Consider the following 16,686-nt stretch of genomic DNA (forward strand, 5'->3'; position numbering starts at 1 on the left):
AAGATCCTGAATAGGCAGATCCAGCTTGCGTGCTTCTTGAGGATCAATCTTGTCCTCATTTTCTTCAACCTTAGCCTTCAATCCCTTTTCACCATTGTAATACGTGCCCAAATACTGCTTTGTATCTAACTTGCCCTGGGCAATTTTATCAAGTTTGGCCTCCATCTCGGAAGTAAAATCGCTGTCCACAACATCATGCAAATTCTCTTCCAACAGCTCCGTAACTGCAAAAGCTGTAAAGGTGGGCACCAACGTTTTGCCATCGGCCTCACAATAACCGCGATTTTGTATGGTACTAATAATCGATGCATAAGTACTCGGGCGTCCGACTCCGCGCTTTTCGAGCTCCTTCACCAGCGTCGCTTCCGTAAATCGCGCAGGCGGTTTGGTTTCGTGGGATATCGGCTCAATACCTTCTTCCACAATTTCTTCTCCCTCGCTCATTTCAGGCAAGAACTTTTCCTGATTTTCAAGCGCTGCATCGGGATCGTCGCTCCCTTCTACATATGCTCTAAAGAAACCAGGAAACACAATAGTTTTACCACTGGTTTTGAACTCAGCCACTTTACCATTGGCTTCCGCCTTGATGGTTACATTCGTAAACTCAAGCTCAGCTTGCTCCATCTGTGTAGCGATCGTTCGCTTCCAGATTAAATCATACAATCTAAACTGATCCCCGCTTAGCCCTGCTTCTTCCGGCTTCCTAAAATAACTGCCCGCCGGACGAATGGCTTCGTGTGCTTCTTGTGCATTCGATCCGCCACCGTAATTTCTAGGCCGGTCGAACAAATACTCTTCGCCGTACTCATCTTTCACCGCATTACGCGCCGCGTTAATTGCCTGTCCCGACAATCGCGCTGAATCGGTACGCATGTACGTAATGTATCCATTTTCATAAAGCTTCTGCGCCACACCCATCGTGCGCTTAGCCGAAAAATTCAGCTTCCGGTTCGCCTCCTGCTGCAAGGTAGAGGTAATAAAAGCCGCCGAAGGATTCCGTTTCTTTCTATTTTTCTTGACTTCGGATACTTCCCATTTCGCTTTATCAAGATCGTCACGCAATTCACCGGCGGTCTTGTCATCCAGTAAAACAACCTTCTTGGGCTTTTTGAGCTTTCCGGTATTTTCATCAAAATCCTTACCGGAAGCTAAGCGCTTTCCATCGAGGTGTGTCAGATCAGCCTCAAAAATGTTGCTGTCGTCCTGTTTGTGAAGCTGCGCCTTCAAGTCCCAGTAGCGCGCCGATCGGAATTTCATGCGTTCGCGTTCTCGCTCGACTAAAAATCGAACGGCTACAGACTGTACACGTCCCGCTGAAAGGCCGGGAGCAATTTTTTTCCACAGCAATGGTGAAATAGTATATCCCGCCAAGCGATCAATAATTCTGCGGGCTTCCTGCGCATTCACAAGATCCATATCGATATCGCGAAAATGATTCAGCGCTTCCTTAATGGCCTCCTCGGTAATCTCGCGAAATACCATCCGCTTAACCGGCACATCGGGTTTCAGCAACTCTATCAAATGCCACGATATGGCCTCGCCTTCACGGTCTTCATCCGTCGCCAGAATAAGTTCATCCGAATTTTTTAACTCTTTTTTCAAGCGATTGACTACCTTCTTTTTGCCACGCGGAATAACATACAGCGGCTCAAAACCTTCATCGGTATTCACTCCCAAGTTAGCCCAGTCTTCGCCTTTAAATTTCTTAGGCACTTCTTTGGCATTAGCCGGAAGATCACGGATATGCCCCATCGACGAATCAATAGTATAATCCTTTGGTAGATACTTCTTAAGCGTTTTGATTTTTGTGGGTGACTCTACAATTACAAGAGACTTCATATACCTCGTTTCTACAAATTCTTGATCACTTCCTTTAACTCAGAAGCATGATCTTTAGTATTTACTTTTTCGATAATAGCTTTAACTGTTCCATCGGTATCTATCACATACGCAGAACGTGACGGGGCCTCATATTTATTGCCAAACATCTGTTTCTCTACAATCGAATCAGTTGCTTTGGCAAATTTATAATCAGGGTCAGAGGCCAATACATAATTGATATCAAGCTTTTCGGCGTAATTTTTATGTGACCCACAACTGTCTTTGCTTATCGCAATTAAATTGTATCCCTGCTCGTCAAACCAATCCGCATCCTCGACCAGGCTTTTGTTTTGTTTATCACATCCAGATGTATTGTTTCGCATATAGACTGATACAATGGTCGGACGATCTAACAATTCCTTAAACGTCACTGTTTTCTCTTCGCCATCTTTTACGATGTCGACTGTGAAATCCGTATCAATTTTTGTGCCTGCCTCAATCATGTTTCTACCTCAAACTTTTTACTTTGATGTTGCCAATAGTTCTAACAACTCCATTTGCCACCCATTTCGTTCTGCATATCAGCACATTGCGATCCTTTATAATAAAATGAACAACAAGATACTGCAATTAATCTTTTTGATTGCGGAAGGTATGGCTATTAGTTAAAGATTAGATGAAGGCGATAGATGTAAAATGGGAGACGACAGATGTAGAATGTGCCAAAGCTAATCCTACTAATTCTGTAAGGTTATGGATTTTTTAGGTCATACTATTGAATACTCACTATTATAAATGGTTTATAAGATTAATCTAAGCCACAAAAAACTTGACGTTTGGAGAGTTTCAATAAAGCTAACTACTTGTCAGATAAGAATTAAATAAGGCTGAGAAGAAATTAGAACATATTTTTTGCAATGCCTTCCAACTTGATTAAGAACACTTAGGAAAGTTTACCATTTGCCATCTCACGTCTGACGCTCCAACAAAAGCCGCGCTACGGCCGCCACCATGATACTGTGATGTATTGTGCCATCGGCCACCAAATCCAGAAAATCATCCATCGGCAACAAATGTACATTAATGCGTTCGTTGTCGTCTCCCTCCGGCTTATCAGATGCTATCAGCTCACAATCTTTGGCCAAAAAAAGGTGTGTATAATTAGTCATGATGGCTGGATTCGAACTCACTTTTCCCAAACTGCTCCAATTGCCGGAATTATAACCTGTTTCTTCGACCAACTCCCTTTTGATGGATTGCAAAGGTTGTTCACCGGGATCCACCATGCCGCCTGGAATTTCGAGCGTTGGCTGCTCTATTCCATACCGATACTGCTCAACCAACACGACCTCTTCATTTGTTGTTATAGGAATCACATTAACCCATTCGGGGGCTTCCAACACATAAAATTCGCCCTCATTCTTTTCATCTTTTGCCTCCAATCGCATTTTTCGCTGCAAAAGATTGAAAATTGGTGTATGATATTCCTTATTTTCATGGATTACCGACCACGGTTCAATCGTAAAATTAAATGACTTTTTACTCATAAGGCTAATAGGTGCGATTTATGGCAGATCGATTTGAATTTGAGACAAAAGAAATAAATTCGCAAGACGAACTCCACGAACGCATGGTTGAGGCCTGCAACACCATGGAAAAAATCTATGACAACGGAGAATATCCCAAAGTACTGGTCAAAAGATCTTGGTCCAAACATAATCCGATTATTACGGGAGAAATGGCCAAGCCCGAAGCCTTTCGATGGTATTTGCTACGCGAACTCAAAAAACTGGGCGAAAAAGGTGCAGTTATAAAAATTATACCCTCCCGAGAACGCCTCCCGCTTAACGATCCCGACCTGCTTGACAATACCGATGAGGACGACTGGGATATTACACAAAAAAAATTATTTCTATTTAGTCCCGAGCGCATTGAAATTTCGCTAAACCGATTAGAACATTATACCGGTACCAATCCAGAAGATTTTCAGCGCTATATTCTCTTTACCAACTACGACATGCATGTTGATGTTTTTCAGGAAATGTTTCCCGATTGCGTAAGGCCGGCTCGAGAAGGCGTTCAAATGCCGGCCTATCATCACAAACTTGATAACAATAAGGGAGTTACACTCATTAATATTGGCGTAGGGCCCTCGAACGCTAAAACTATCACGGATCACGTAGCGGTACTTCGTCCTGATGCGATGGTTATGGTAGGTCATTGCGGAGGGCTTCGAAATCACCAGGAAATTGGTGACTTTGTACTTGCTACCGGATTTATGCGCAACGACGGAGTGCTCGATAACATCCTGCCGCTTAACATCCCCATCACGCCCAACTACCTACTCAATGTGTACCTCAAAGAAGTACTCGACAAGTATAGCCGTAATCACCGCATGGGGACCATTTTCACGACCGCCAATCGAAACTGGGAATTTATCAAGCGCCGCACCGTTGAAAAGATTCACATGAGCCGTAGCATCGCTGTGGATATGGAATCAGCCACGGTAGCCACCAACGGCTATCGCTATCGAATCCCCAACGCCACCATGCTCTGTGTTAGTGACAAGCCGCTGCACGGCAAACCCAAACTCAGCGACGACGCCCAGGAGTTTTACGAAGATTCCAAGCAACTACACGTTGAAATGGCTGTGGAAGTCCTCAATATGTGTAAAGAAACCTATCCCGAAGGATTGCCCAACGCCAGCATCCGTGCCATGAACGAACCACTAATGGGTGGACCGGACGACGATTAATTATAAAACAAAAAAATGCTCTTAAAACGGGCAAAACCAAGGCCGTGCGATTTTCAAGGCTCAACGGCATTTGTGAAGCCTTGGAATGTCAGCCCGCTGATATTCTAAAATCACAAAAGCATAACAAATTATGATTCTGCAAGCTAACAATGTATCCAAGACGTTTAAAAAATCGGGAAGTGCATCTTTTCACTTGGAAATTAACCATTTTCAGATCCGGAAAGGTAGTTTTACCGCTATTCTTGGTCCCAATGGATCAGGGAAATCAACCTTTCTGAAAATTATCCTCGACCTTCTTTTTGCTGATTCCGGTGATATTTCGCTCATGGGAACCAACCACAAACAAAAACAGGCCCGTGCGCAGGTCAGCTATCTGCCCGAAAATTTCTCATTCCCGGAGAACTTTACCGTCAAAGAGATGCTGCACGCCTTTGCCGATCTTAAAGAAACCACGCCTGCGCAGGCAAATCAAAAAATAAGCGAACTGGCTGATGCATTTAATGTCAATTACCTGAATAAAAAGATGAAGAATCTGTCCAAGGGTATGACCCAAACCGCTGCGCTGATGCACACCTTTTTGGCTGAAGATCAGTTTTATATCCTCGACGAGCCGTTTAACGGTCTCGATGCCGTGCAAAAGAAAGCGATCATGGATTATATCTTTCGTCTACAAGATGAACAAAACATCTCTATTCTTATCACTACCCACATCCTCTCCGATATCGACAAAACCTGCGATACCCTCTATCTAATCAACGACGGCCGTATCATCAATTCGGCAAGCAGCAATGAGATCCAAGATAAATTTGGTTCGGTCGAAAGCTACTATCTTAATCATTTTGAAACCAAAGATCCCGCTATATCATGATTCGTTTTACCGTACGAACCCTTCTCAAAAATAAAACGCTATGGGCCTGGCCAGGGATAATTATTCTGTTTGTTTTGGCCATTTTCACATGGGGTGGCATTTCGGCGGACCCTTCGAGTCCCTCATACTTTATTCAATTAGCCAACCTAAATCTGCCGGCCAGCACTCTCATAAACCAAATAGTATCCCTAATCATCCCCATTTCAATTATTGGGATACCTACTCATTTTTCGGAGAATCTTAAACCAGATCGGGCTTCACTGCTCTTGTCAAAACCGATATCTCGCACCGAACTGTTCTTTTCGGATTTTGCCGGTATGTTTATTTTTAGCTTTATCTTTACTGTCATAACCGTAGTACTCATTGGCCTGCTAACTGCTATTCAAGGCCCCATATTTCCGATTCAACATTTTCTTGCCCTACTCATTTTTCTGCCGCTCACCCTATTAACCTTTTACATTACGATCGTACTGTTCCTAATACTCACCAACTCCTATCTCGGAGCGGTTTTGTTGGGATACTTCTTAACGGGATTTTCTTCTCTATTCATAAATGTTGATCAGTTTTTACAGATGTTTGGCTTAACAGATACTTGGTTTGAGTTTTTACTCCAGGTTCTGGCCTATCTTATACCCAGTGCCGAAGCTTTTCAGCAAATCATGCGTCAGATTTTTAACAGCGGATTTTCGAGTATGGATATTAGCCTTCTGGGCTTTGCTTTTGTTAGTTGCCTGCCCTTTACCTTCCTGGGTTATTATCTGTATCAAAAAAAGGAATTTTAAATCAAGTTATGGTCGGTCAACTGCGGATGAGATACTGAAATTTCACAAAAAACTGGCGATCAGTTTCTTTGAATCCGGTATAGCCATTAGGACCGGGTTGATCAAAGTGATTCAGATAATCTGTCATTCCAATATAAAACTTGGTGAAGGGATTGGCTTTATAATAAATGAGCGGATAAATCTGCAGCTGTTCATTGAAGGAGTTGTACTGGGTGATAAGTCTGGCAAATAACTTCTCGGAGAAATTGTAATTCCCATTAAGGCGATAAATATCACCGCTGAAATATTTTTCATCCCCGTCTGCTGCAGAAAGGGTTGAATAGTTATAACTAAGTGACATTTCTATACGCGCAGTGGGTTTTACGGTAGCATCCGCCGAAATATTATAACCCTCTCCCAACGTAGGGTTCTCTTGCCTATTTACGTATTTCCCAAAATCGATATGACCGCTAAGGGAGAACTCATTCATCGGATCAGTACTCACATCAACCATCAGGCGATTCATCTTAGTAAAATATGATCCGCGAAATCGCTCATCATTTACAGGTAAAAAACTGATAGATACGTTAGTTTGTCCACCAAAGGTATTGCTCCACCGGGTAAAGATATATCGCTCCTGAAACTGTCCGGCAAAATCATATCGCCAAGATCCATTTACGCTTATACTTCCATTGGATAACCAATTCCAGCCCGGGTAGTAGGAAAGGCTCTGCGAGGCATCAAACTTCCGCTGATCAACCTGGTTAATAAATCCGCTCTGAGTATGAAATGTCGGAGAGTAGGAGGTATAACCTATGGAGAAATCGTAAAATTTCGCCTGCCGCGAAAACTGGCCATTGAGCAAGGTACCTCCAAATTGCTCCCCGTTAAAAGAGGCATCATACGAACTACGACCAAAGGTTCTGGAATTTGTATACAAACTTACGTCATCAATTTCTTTGGTATTGGCGTAGGCCAACTGACCGCTAAAATAATAATTATCAGTCAGCAAAAGATTCCAGTCGATGCTGCCCACATAATTATGTCCTTCTTGTTGATTACGGGTAGTCAATAGTCCGCCAATATGCGATTCGGACCCAAAATTATATTTTCCGCGCACTACATTGTTATAAGCTTCAATATCCGACTGAACCAGTGAACTGCCGTAGCGACCGGGGATAATAAACGGGGCATCTCGATCGTACGCCGTTAAAAATGCAATACTATAATCGCTGGACTGGTGGGTTACCTTACCGGCTGCAAGCGGACGATTGATCATCCGGGAATAAAAAAGGTTTTCACGGGTGCTAAATAAATCACTGCCTTTCATAAAAAATGGTCGCTTTTCGGAGTAATAAAGCGCGAAGGTTTCGTTGGCAGAAATCTGGGCCGCATCGGTTTCAACTTGGCTAAAATCAGGATTAATCACCCCATTTAATGATGTCGTCGAGGTAGGTTCATACATAATACTTCCGCCGAGGCGTCCGTCTATGCGTCCGTGATCTAAACCAGAGTTGGGATCACTGGCATCATTAATGGTACTGCTTTGATAGCTCATCCCATAGGGCAGAAACTCGACGGTGTTGGAATTTTCGATGTTCTTCATTCCAACCACCTGCCCGTTCTGGCATACTAAACACGAGTTATTCAGGTTCACCTTGCTCCAGGCAAACTGAAACCGGCTATTTCGTGGATAATTACGCAGAAACTGAATCGACCAGTTGTGTATATCTCTATCGGGAAAATTCAAACTCTTAAAAGGGATTTTCATTACTCCCTGATAACCGCTGTCCGTAATCTTTCCATCAGAGTACCAGAGCATGTCAAAATTCATATCTTCCTTATTCCCCGTTCGCATACCATCCATCTGTATACCCAGCGGATTTATAAATAGTTCATAAGCCTGCTGATTGTTGTTAAAGGGATCTAAGATGATCCCTACATAATCATCCTGAAAACTGTTATCACGATCTGATATGTTGGCGCGGATGTTACTGGGATCGGGGTCCTGACTTATAAATGCAACATACAGGTTTTGGTCGCTGTACAGCATTTTTACTTCTGTTTCTATCCAAGCCTGTGCATTATCATTTGGTTGTACCTGATGCTTAATATATACAGGCTTTGCTTTTTGCCAGCCCGGATGAGAAAGATCGGCCGAAATATTAAAATCCTCTTCAATGGCATACGGGGATATCTGTTCAAGAGTATCCACTTCCGATTGTGCTTGTGATACAAGAAAGGAAAATGCTATTAAAACTATTGTTGTCACCAATATCCGCCAAGAAACCTGAAGCATGTATAATATAGAATTTAAATTTATTGCATTACTTACTTTGAGGATTCGTTTACGAAAGATTCACAAAATGTTGCACTGAAAACCTCATTGATCAACCGAAATTAACAGTCCCCATATTTTAATGCTGTTAAAAATAACCAACTGCGGCGTTGTTCTCATCAGCTTTTTTGTAAGGATTTGTAATTCGACTGCTCTTACTAATAAACCTAAATCAAGAGCAAGCAACCATGTCTGACCAAGAGCAGTTTGAAGCAAATGATTTTATCAAGCGAACCGTCAAGGAGATGAATCCCGATGAGCAGCCGCGCGAAAAGCTCACTAATTACGGCAGCGAAAGCCTTTCCGATGCAGAGCTATTAGCTATTCTGTTACGCACCGGTAGCCAAAAGATGAATGTGATACAAATGTCGCAGGCTCTGCTTGAACATTTTGATGGGCTTCGTTATCTGGCGCGTAAAGAATGGCAGGATTTACAAATTATTCCCGGTATGGGGAAGGTGAAGTCCCTAACACTGGAGGCCGTATTTGAATTATCGCGGCGTATTCAAATGGCCAGTTTAGGTGAGCAGGTACAGATCACTTCCCCTGAAGATGCTGTTGCCTATTTCGGTCCCAAACTGCGCGATCTTACAAAAGAGGTCTTCATGGTGGCCTTTCTTAATAATGCCAAAGTGGTAATGGGATATAAGAAAATAAGCTCAGGTGGATCCACGGCAACCATTGTTGATCCGGCGGAAGTCATGCGCCAGGCTGTAATGAATGAAGCCAATAGTATTTTACTGCTCCACAATCATCCCAGCGGTAACAACAAAGAGTCAAAAGCTGATATTCAACTCACCAAGCGCATATCAAAATCAGGGAAACTGCTGGGCATTCCGGTGGATGACCATATCATCATTGCCGGCGACGGCTTTACCAGCTTCCGCGCCAAAGGACTTTTGAATTGAGAATTAAAAATTATTGGATCAATCATAAAAACTCTGAAAAATCCTCATTCTTAATTCTCAATTCCTAATTCAACTGCTTATATTTACCGCTCTTAAAAACTTTCAGTAACAACTCATTTCATGAAGGATTACCTGCGCTCTATCATCGATCAATCGCTGCAGCAATTTGATATCAGTGAGGATGACATTCCAGAAATACAGATCGAGAAACCCAATCAGCCGGAGCACGGCGACGCGGCCTCTAATATCGCCATGAATCTGGCCAGTGTCCTCAAAATGAATCCCCGGAAGATTGCCGAGCAAATTGTTGAAGGTCTGGAATATGACAAACGCAAGCTTCAAGCCGTGGAAATTGCTGGCCCGGGCTTTATTAACTTCCGCTATGCAGAAAACTACCTCTTTGATGAGCTTACGAATATCTTAAGCGAAGGTGGGAACTTTGGAAAATCAACTACTCTTGATGGAAAGCGCGTCCTTGTAGAATTTGTGAGTGCCAACCCCACGGGTCCACTTACAGTGGGACACGGCCGCAATGCCGTATTAGGTGATACTGTTGCCAACTTGTTGGAGTGGACGGGCGCAAATGTGGATCGCGAATACTATTTCAATAACGCTGGCCGGCAAATGCGCATGTTGGGAGAAAGCGTCCGTGCCCGTTATTTACAATTATTGGATGTTAACGCTGAGCTTCCTGAGGGCGGCTATGAAGGGGAATACATAAAGGACATTGCGCAAGACCTTATTGATGAGCATGGCGATAGTCTTGTAGATAACGAAGACATAGATCCTTTTAAGGATAAAGCCGAACAGGTTATTTTTGATGATATTCAGACGACCCTGAAGCGTATGAATATCGAGATGGATTCCTTTTTTAATGAGAAAGAGGTGTATGAGGATGGATCCATCGACAAAACAGTAAAGACGCTCCGCGAAAAAGATTTAGCCTACGATAAAGACGGTGCCACATGGTTCCGCACTACAGCATTTGGCAAAGACAAAGATACCGTACTGATCAAAAGCAGCGGAGAACCAACTTATCGTTTGCCCGACATCGCCTACCATGCAAACAAGCTTGAACGCGGTTACGATCAATGTATTGATGTCTTTGGTGCCGATCACATCGACACTTATCCCGATGTACTTTCCGGTATCAAGGCATTGGGCTATGATCGATCAAAAGTAGATGTCGTTGTTTATCAATTCGTAACGCTGGTCAAAGACGGCAAGCCGTTTAAGATGAGTACACGCAAAGCAAACTTCGTCACTCTGGATGATTTGATGGACGAGGTGGGTGCCGACGTAACGCGCTTTTTCTTTGAGATGCGTGATCCTAATACGCATCTGGAATTTGATGTGGGACAAGCGAAAGAAGCCGGAGAAAAAAATCCCGTTTTTTACCTGCAGTATGCTCACGCCCGTATCCACAGTATATTGCGAAAAGTCGCCCAGGAGTACGATTTTGATATCGAGGATCAACCCAATTTAAAGCTGCTTACCCATGAATCTGAAACAGCACTGATCAAAAGTCTCCTCAGATTTCCCGAGATGATTCAAAGCGCTGCCGATAGTCGTGAACCGCATCGCTTAATTAATTTTCTTGAAGATCTGGCCTCGAACTTTACTTCCTTCTATCATGATTGTCGCATTTTGGGTGAGAAGAAGGAGCTTGTACAGGCACGTTCGGCGCTGGCTAAAGCTACAGCCCAAGTACTTGCCAACGGACTTAGTATTCTGGGCATTTCGGCACCGGAAAAAATGTAGCACAGCAAAAAAATTATGTGATTAGCCTAACACTGATCACAACAATGTTTTATAATTTTACTTCTCCAAAAACTTTTTGCAAGGGCCGCTTAAAACATGTTAATAGTATAGATGCTGAAATAAATTCAGCATAAAAACTGACAAAATATTTACTTATGCGGGTACTAACTTCGTGAAACATACAATTCCCTTGGTAAACTGATCGACAATTGAGAAGCCCGCACGATTAAACATCTGATTACTCTCTTCAACCGTCCAAAAGGTAAGTCCGCCAAGACCCGCCGAATCTTGCATCAATCGAATGTACCACGTAGGCGATTTTATCAGATGCATCATAAAAAATACTCCGTCTTTTTTAATAATCCTTCGTGATTCATAAAGAACTTTCATCGGATCCGTAAGCTCATTGAGCGTACCGCCCATCACCAATCCGTCGAAGGTTGCCCCAAAGAAAGGCATATACCGAGCATCAGCTCTGAGCAAATACAAATCCGTTTGCTCCACCTCTGCCTTAAATCGGGCTTCTTCAAGCATCTGTCGAGAAAAATCCAGGGATACCACCTTACATTGAGGTTGTTCTTTTTTGATCAAACGTCCATACAGCGCTGTTGAACATCCAATATCCAAATATACCTTTTGGGGCCTTGGATCAAGCCATTCGATTAGCAACTCTTGCTCTTTTGAGATGGGAAATTCTTCTCCCGTTAAGATAGAAAGCGATCGCTTTCGCCAGATATCTTCATAAACGGCAGCTGTCACTTTCCAATGGTTCGAGCTTTGCGCCCACGTCATTTCAACCTGCTCATCCCCAAGCAGGTTGATTATATTGTTACTGATAACATATTCATCACCCTTGTTTGAACATATTGTACCGTTAAAACTTTTTTGCATATCAGCGACTTCGGATGGAATCGTTATAGATGCGCGCTCATACTTGGGAGACCGGACTTCAAGAGACATAGTGATTTATATCCGTTAATATTAATAATCGGGACTTGCGTACTCAACCTAAAGTGATACGCAAACAATTAGACAGGTGTTACGATTCCGGCTGACTCTCTTTCTGAAGAATCAACGAAATTTGAGCTCCCTTTTGGACACTCAGCATTTCTTCAGCATTTCCCTTATTAATTCCTACTTCAAGCATCCCCGAACTACCGATATATGCAACTGGTTCACCCTCCGTTACCTCCCCAAAAGTAGTTTCAATCTCATCAAGAATAGTATTTCCTACATAGATACGCACATTTTTATCCCCAATAACGTCTTTCAGCAAATCTTCTGTTATGTTGGTTATCAGGTTACCGAACTTATCTATATGGATGACCATCCCCTCAAGGCCATCTTTATCAGCAATAGGCACTGTCCAGCGATAGCTGACTAAATCTTCTGCAGTATCCCCAAGTTCTTCTAATGCTACTCCCTGACTCAGGTGAGCTGCAACAGGTGCAAAAATATCGCGTCCGTGAAAGGTACTCGAGGGGTTTTCTCTCCAAAACTCTTGGTTTGTCAATCGAACGGCTTGGTAATTGACATCTGTGGCAAGCAGGGAAAATATCCCATTGTCGGGGCCGACAAAATACTGACCCTCCATCTTGAGGGCGATAGCATCACGATCGGTACCAACACCCGGATCAACCACAACCGTATGCACCGTACCTTCTGGGAAAAGCATAGCCGAATTTTTTAAAATCCATGACCCGGCCATAATATCTTGCGAGGGAATCTCATGTGAGATATCAACCAGCCGAACATCGGGTGCAATATTCAACATGGAGGCCTTCATGGCACCCACATAGTAATCCTGCAGTCCAAAATCTGTGGTAAGGGTAATCACATTACGCATAGGTGTTCAACATCACCGGCATAACAAGCATCAGAATGCGCTCGTTTTCTTCTTCGTCTGATGGTTTGACAATTCCGGCCCGGTTTGGAGTAGAAAACTCAAAATAGACTTCCTCATCATCGACATTACCTAATACATCAGCAAGATATTTGGCGTTAAAACCGATCTCCATCTCATCGTCACTGTATTCACAGGCAATGGTTTCTTTTGCTTCACTGCTCATATCAATATCCTCCGCTCGAATAGTCAGCTTATCAGAATTAAGCTGCAATCGAATTTGGCGGGTGGTAGAACTCGAAAAAATTGCCACCCGTTTAACGGTAGCCAGCATCTGCTCTTTGTTGATTATCAGCGTTTTTTCATTGTCTTTGGGAATTACGGACTCGTAATTGGGATATTGCTCGTTAATAAGTCGCGTAATTACGATCGTATTGCCACTTTTGAACCGGGCATGATCCTCAGTGATCGTCAGCGCACATTCCTCATCATGTAGAGCCTTTTGCACCAAGTTCAGCGCTTTTTCAGGCACAATAAAATCAACTTCTTTATCGCTAACAAGATCTTCTTTGATATACTTAACCAAACGGTGACCGTCGGTAGCTACAAACTTGCTTTCATCGGGACCAATATCAAAATACACCCCCATCATTGCGGGACGTAGATCATCATTGGAAACCGCAAAAAGCGTTTTATCTATTGCTGTAGTAATTACCTCACGATCTGTTTCAAGAGTATGTCCCTCATCAAGATTAGGAACTTCGGGGAACTCGTCGGGATCTTCCCCAACCAATTTGTACGTTCCCTTGTCCGTACGGAATTTGATGTTAAATTTTTCATCCACCTGAAAAGAAACAGGAATATCCGGCAACTGCCTAAGGGTTTCTATTAAACGACGAGCAGGAATTGCCACCGCACCCCCTTCATCAATATCGGCATCCATCGACTCAAGAATAGAAATTTCGAGATCCGTAGCGGTAAGGCGCAGTTTATCTCCGTCACTTTCAAATAAAATAGTTTCAAGAATTGGGAGAGTTGCCTTGTTTGGTACCGCCCCTGATACAGCGGATAGTGCTTTTACCAGTTCACTGCTTGATACGTTGAATTTCATAGATAAATATTTTTAGGCTAAGCGTTCGACAGACATCAACTATTAGTCTGAATAATAAGTACCATATACTAATAAATACTTGCTCTCTTAGCAACCATATAACCCATGCTTTCTGCAACTAATTTTGGAGCGATAAACCTCTCTTAATTCCAATAAAGTGATTCTATAGATACTCCAAAATGGATGGAATTTTCCTTATATTCTGTTTCATAAAAAAATTTCAGCTAAGTAATTCCATATTACTGTGCAGATACTTTTGTTGGGGCCTACAGCTGTAGGTAAAACGGCTCTTTCAATAGAGCTGGCTCAGGCTCTTGATGCCGAAATTATCTCTACTGATTCGCGCCAATGTTATAAGTACATGAATATTGGTACGGCTACCCCAACCGAAGAAGAACAGGGAGGCATTCCGCATTATAACCTTTCTATTATTGATCCCGCTACCAAAGACAGTGTTGTCAATTTTTATGAACGGACGATGGAATGGAAACATTATATTTGCTCACGCGCTAAAAATGTATTATATGTTGGCGGAAGTACGCTCCACGTGCAATCTGTCATTCAACCGCTGGACGATGTGCCTGAAGCCAATGAGGAAAATATCGCTGAACTCGAGAAGCGGATCGAAACCGACGGCATTGAAAAGCTGTACCAAAAACTGCAGCAGGTAGACCCCGATTACGCACAAAAAATGGATGGCATGAATACTCAGCGTATTGTTCGCGCTCTCGATGTCTGGATGCAAACCGATCGGCCGTTTAGCTCCTTTCATTCCAATGATAACACCATCTCTGTTCCTGAGGATATGATAGTATTTGGTCTATTTCGAGATCGTCAAAATCTTTACGACCGAATCAATCGCCGGGTAGAACAGATGTTCGAGGAGGGTTTTATCGATGAAGTACGTACAATTCTTGATATGGGTTATACGTTGGAAGATCCCGGGTTGAATACGGTTGGATATAAAGAAGCTATTGCTTTTTTGGATGACAAAATATCCCGTGAACGGATGATTAAAGATATGAAAACCCAAACACGTCGTTATGCCAAACGGCAACTATCGTGGTTTCGGCGCTGGGATTTTATTAAATGGATTGACCTGGATCAATTAAACCAATCCGAAGCCCATAATTATATCCAGAAGCAGTTAGCAGCTAAGGCAAATAAAGATTAACTTTACCTTCATTAAAATCGCACAATTTCACACAGCATGTATAAGGCTACAGTAAACGTAACACTCCGTAAATCGATTCTTGACCCACAAGGCAAAGCAGCGCATAATGCGTTAAAAAACCTTGGTCTCAATGAGGTTAATAAAGTACGCATTGGCAAACTTATTGAGCTTGATATTGACGCTGACAGCAAGGAAGACGCACACAAGATTGCTGAAACAGCGTGTTCTAAATTACTTGCCAACGAAGTTATGGAAGATTTTGAAATTGAGATCCATGAAAACTAATTAGCTATAGCTATGAATCATCTGCTTTTTAGCTTTTTAAGATCGAATTCGGGAGCTGAAAAAGAGGAATCAACTCCCGATACCGATGTTGACGTACTCGAGAAGGAAAAGGAAGACGAAGATGAAAAAACACCGTGGAGAGTCATTTTATTTGATGACGACATCCACACCTTCGAGGAGGTTATCGGTCAACTTATTAAAGCCCTCGGATGCACCCAAGATCATGCCGAAGAACTAACATACAAAGTACATAACGAGGGCAAAGCCGAAGTGTACGAAGGTAGCTTTGAAGACTGCTTCGAAGTCAACGGCGTGCTCAAAGAAATTCAACTTGTCACCGAAATAAAAGGATAAACTGTGTCTGCTAAATTTGGAGTAATTGTATTTCCCGGTTCTAACTGCGACCATGATGCGTACCATGCTTTGGCGCACATTATGAACGCTGAAACGAAATTTCTATGGCATAAAGATACCGATCTGTCGGATATTGATTTTCTGCTAATCCCCGGAGGATTTTCATATGGTGATTACCTGCGTTCGGGAGCTATTGCACGCTTTTCTCCCATCATGCAATCGGTTATCGATTTTGCTCAGAAGGGCGGTCCTGTGTTAGGAATCTGTAATGGTTTTCAGATATTACTCGAAGCTGGCCTGCTTCCTGGAGCTATGATGCATAACCAGCAATTACGATTCGTGTGCAAACAAACTCACATTCGCTGCGAGACATCTGACTCACTCTTTACCCGTAACATTGAACAGGGGAAAGTGTTGCAAATCCCTGTGGCCCATGGAGAAGGAAACTATTTTACCGATCAGGATCAGCTAAAGGAACTGCAAGACAACGACCAGGTGATCTTCCGCTATTCTGATGAAGAAGGAAATGTTACGGAAGAGGCTAACTTTAATGGATCTATTGACAATATCGCCGGTATCTGTAATAAGGAACGAAATATCCTTGGCATGATGCCTCATCCCGAACGTGCTGTAGAAGAACTTATCGGATCGGATGACGGAAAGCTCATTTTTGAATCGGTTCTCCACGAACTGTCCGTTGCATAAAT

The 16,686-nt window shown here is 42.9% G+C and carries 17 protein-coding genes; 10 read left to right on the plus strand and 7 right to left on the minus strand.

Annotated elements, in window-relative coordinates; all coding sequences use genetic code 11:
- The 3 genes from topA to ACQ76V_RS11795 form a co-directional block, all read right to left on the minus strand.
- Positions 1-1,839 (minus strand): type I DNA topoisomerase (gene topA / locus ACQ76V_RS11785; protein ID WP_441000702.1); only part of this gene is annotated, 1,839 nt, incomplete at its 3' end.
- Positions 1,840-1,850: 11 nt separating this feature from the next.
- On the minus strand, positions 1,851-2,324 hold the full coding sequence (locus ACQ76V_RS11790) for a peroxiredoxin (RefSeq protein WP_441000703.1): 474 nt from the start codon (positions 2,322-2,324) through the stop codon (positions 1,851-1,853).
- A gap of 465 nt (positions 2,325-2,789) precedes the next feature.
- Positions 2,790-3,368 (minus strand): NUDIX hydrolase, encoded by a 579-nt coding sequence (locus ACQ76V_RS11795; RefSeq protein ID WP_441000704.1) that lies wholly within the window; start codon positions 3,366-3,368, stop codon positions 2,790-2,792.
- A gap of 20 nt (positions 3,369-3,388) precedes the next feature.
- Here ACQ76V_RS11795 and ACQ76V_RS11800 point away from each other — a divergent pair, with 20 nt between their 5' ends.
- Genes ACQ76V_RS11800 through ACQ76V_RS11815 form a run of 4 tightly spaced genes read left to right on the plus strand, consistent with a single transcriptional unit; the run spans position 3,389 to position 6,226 of the window.
- Positions 3,389-4,576 (plus strand): phosphorylase family protein, encoded by a 1,188-nt coding sequence (locus tag ACQ76V_RS11800; protein ID WP_441000705.1) that lies wholly within the window; start codon positions 3,389-3,391, stop codon positions 4,574-4,576.
- Complete coding sequence (locus tag ACQ76V_RS11805) at positions 4,513-4,710, plus strand: helix-turn-helix domain-containing protein (RefSeq protein ID WP_441000790.1); 198 nt, start codon at positions 4,513-4,515, stop codon at positions 4,708-4,710. The genes ACQ76V_RS11800 and ACQ76V_RS11805 overlap by 64 nt, the downstream gene beginning before the upstream one ends.
- Positions 4,707-5,444: an ABC transporter ATP-binding protein gene (locus tag ACQ76V_RS11810; RefSeq protein ID WP_441000706.1), complete on the plus strand. Its 738-nt coding sequence runs from the start codon at positions 4,707-4,709 to the stop codon at positions 5,442-5,444. The genes ACQ76V_RS11805 and ACQ76V_RS11810 overlap by 4 nt, the downstream gene beginning before the upstream one ends.
- Positions 5,441-6,226 (plus strand): hypothetical protein, encoded by a 786-nt coding sequence (locus ACQ76V_RS11815; RefSeq protein WP_441000707.1) that lies wholly within the window; start codon positions 5,441-5,443, stop codon positions 6,224-6,226. The genes ACQ76V_RS11810 and ACQ76V_RS11815 overlap by 4 nt, the downstream gene beginning before the upstream one ends.
- Before the next feature lie 16 nt (positions 6,227-6,242).
- Here ACQ76V_RS11815 and ACQ76V_RS11820 read toward each other — a convergent pair whose 3' ends face one another.
- The gene (locus tag ACQ76V_RS11820; protein WP_441000708.1) at positions 6,243-8,420 is read right to left on the minus strand and encodes a sugar-binding protein; all 2,178 of its coding nucleotides are present in this window, start codon (positions 8,418-8,420) and stop codon (positions 6,243-6,245) included.
- A 311-nt stretch (positions 8,421-8,731) separates the two neighbouring features.
- On the opposite strand from ACQ76V_RS11820, the gene radC reads away from it, so the two are divergent.
- Together radC and argS are read left to right on the plus strand one after the other, a co-directional pair.
- Positions 8,732-9,451 carry a RadC family protein gene (gene radC, locus ACQ76V_RS11825; protein WP_441000709.1) on the plus strand — a complete coding sequence of 240 codons (720 nt, stop codon included), beginning with the start codon at positions 8,732-8,734 and terminating at the stop codon, positions 9,449-9,451.
- 120 nt (positions 9,452-9,571) lie between these two features.
- Complete coding sequence (gene argS, locus ACQ76V_RS11830; RefSeq protein WP_441000710.1) at positions 9,572-11,212, plus strand: arginine--tRNA ligase; 1,641 nt, start codon at positions 9,572-9,574, stop codon at positions 11,210-11,212.
- Between the two features lie 153 nt (positions 11,213-11,365).
- Here argS and ACQ76V_RS11835 read toward each other — a convergent pair whose 3' ends face one another.
- The 3 genes from ACQ76V_RS11835 to dnaN all read right to left on the minus strand — a co-directional run bounded on the left by ACQ76V_RS11835 (position 11,366) and on the right by dnaN (position 14,166).
- Positions 11,366-12,172, minus strand: a complete 807-nt coding sequence (locus tag ACQ76V_RS11835; RefSeq protein ID WP_441000711.1) for a class I SAM-dependent methyltransferase — start codon at positions 12,170-12,172, stop codon at positions 11,366-11,368.
- A gap of 79 nt (positions 12,173-12,251) precedes the next feature.
- Positions 12,252-13,058 (minus strand): SAM hydrolase/SAM-dependent halogenase family protein, encoded by an 807-nt coding sequence (locus tag ACQ76V_RS11840; RefSeq protein ID WP_441000712.1) that lies wholly within the window; start codon positions 13,056-13,058, stop codon positions 12,252-12,254.
- Positions 13,051-14,166 (minus strand): DNA polymerase III subunit beta, encoded by a 1,116-nt coding sequence (gene dnaN, locus ACQ76V_RS11845; protein ID WP_441000713.1) that lies wholly within the window; start codon positions 14,164-14,166, stop codon positions 13,051-13,053. Before dnaN ends, ACQ76V_RS11840 begins: the two co-directional genes overlap by 8 nt.
- 244 nt (positions 14,167-14,410) lie before the next feature.
- Here dnaN and miaA point away from each other — a divergent pair, with 244 nt between their 5' ends.
- From miaA to purQ, 4 genes are read left to right on the plus strand one after another with little or no spacing between them, the layout of a single operon-like run.
- Positions 14,411-15,340: a tRNA (adenosine(37)-N6)-dimethylallyltransferase MiaA gene (gene miaA, locus ACQ76V_RS11850; RefSeq protein ID WP_441000714.1), complete on the plus strand. Its 930-nt coding sequence runs from the start codon at positions 14,411-14,413 to the stop codon at positions 15,338-15,340.
- Between the two features lie 36 nt (positions 15,341-15,376).
- Positions 15,377-15,625 carry a phosphoribosylformylglycinamidine synthase subunit PurS gene (purS, locus tag ACQ76V_RS11855; RefSeq protein WP_441000715.1) on the plus strand — a complete coding sequence of 83 codons (249 nt, stop codon included), beginning with the start codon at positions 15,377-15,379 and terminating at the stop codon, positions 15,623-15,625.
- 12 nt (positions 15,626-15,637) lie between these two features.
- A complete protein-coding gene (locus ACQ76V_RS11860) occupies positions 15,638-15,979 on the plus strand; it encodes an ATP-dependent Clp protease adaptor ClpS (RefSeq protein WP_441000716.1) in 342 nt (113 codons plus the stop codon).
- Positions 15,980-15,982: 3 nt separating this feature from the next.
- The gene (purQ, locus tag ACQ76V_RS11865) at positions 15,983-16,684 is read left to right on the plus strand and encodes a phosphoribosylformylglycinamidine synthase subunit PurQ (RefSeq protein ID WP_441000717.1); all 702 of its coding nucleotides are present in this window, start codon (positions 15,983-15,985) and stop codon (positions 16,682-16,684) included.
- Positions 16,685-16,686: the final 2 nt, after the last annotated feature.

The organism is Fodinibius sp. SL11 (assembly GCF_052060035.1).
In the GTDB taxonomy this organism is placed as follows: Bacteria; Bacteroidota; Rhodothermia; order Balneolales; family Balneolaceae; genus Fodinibius.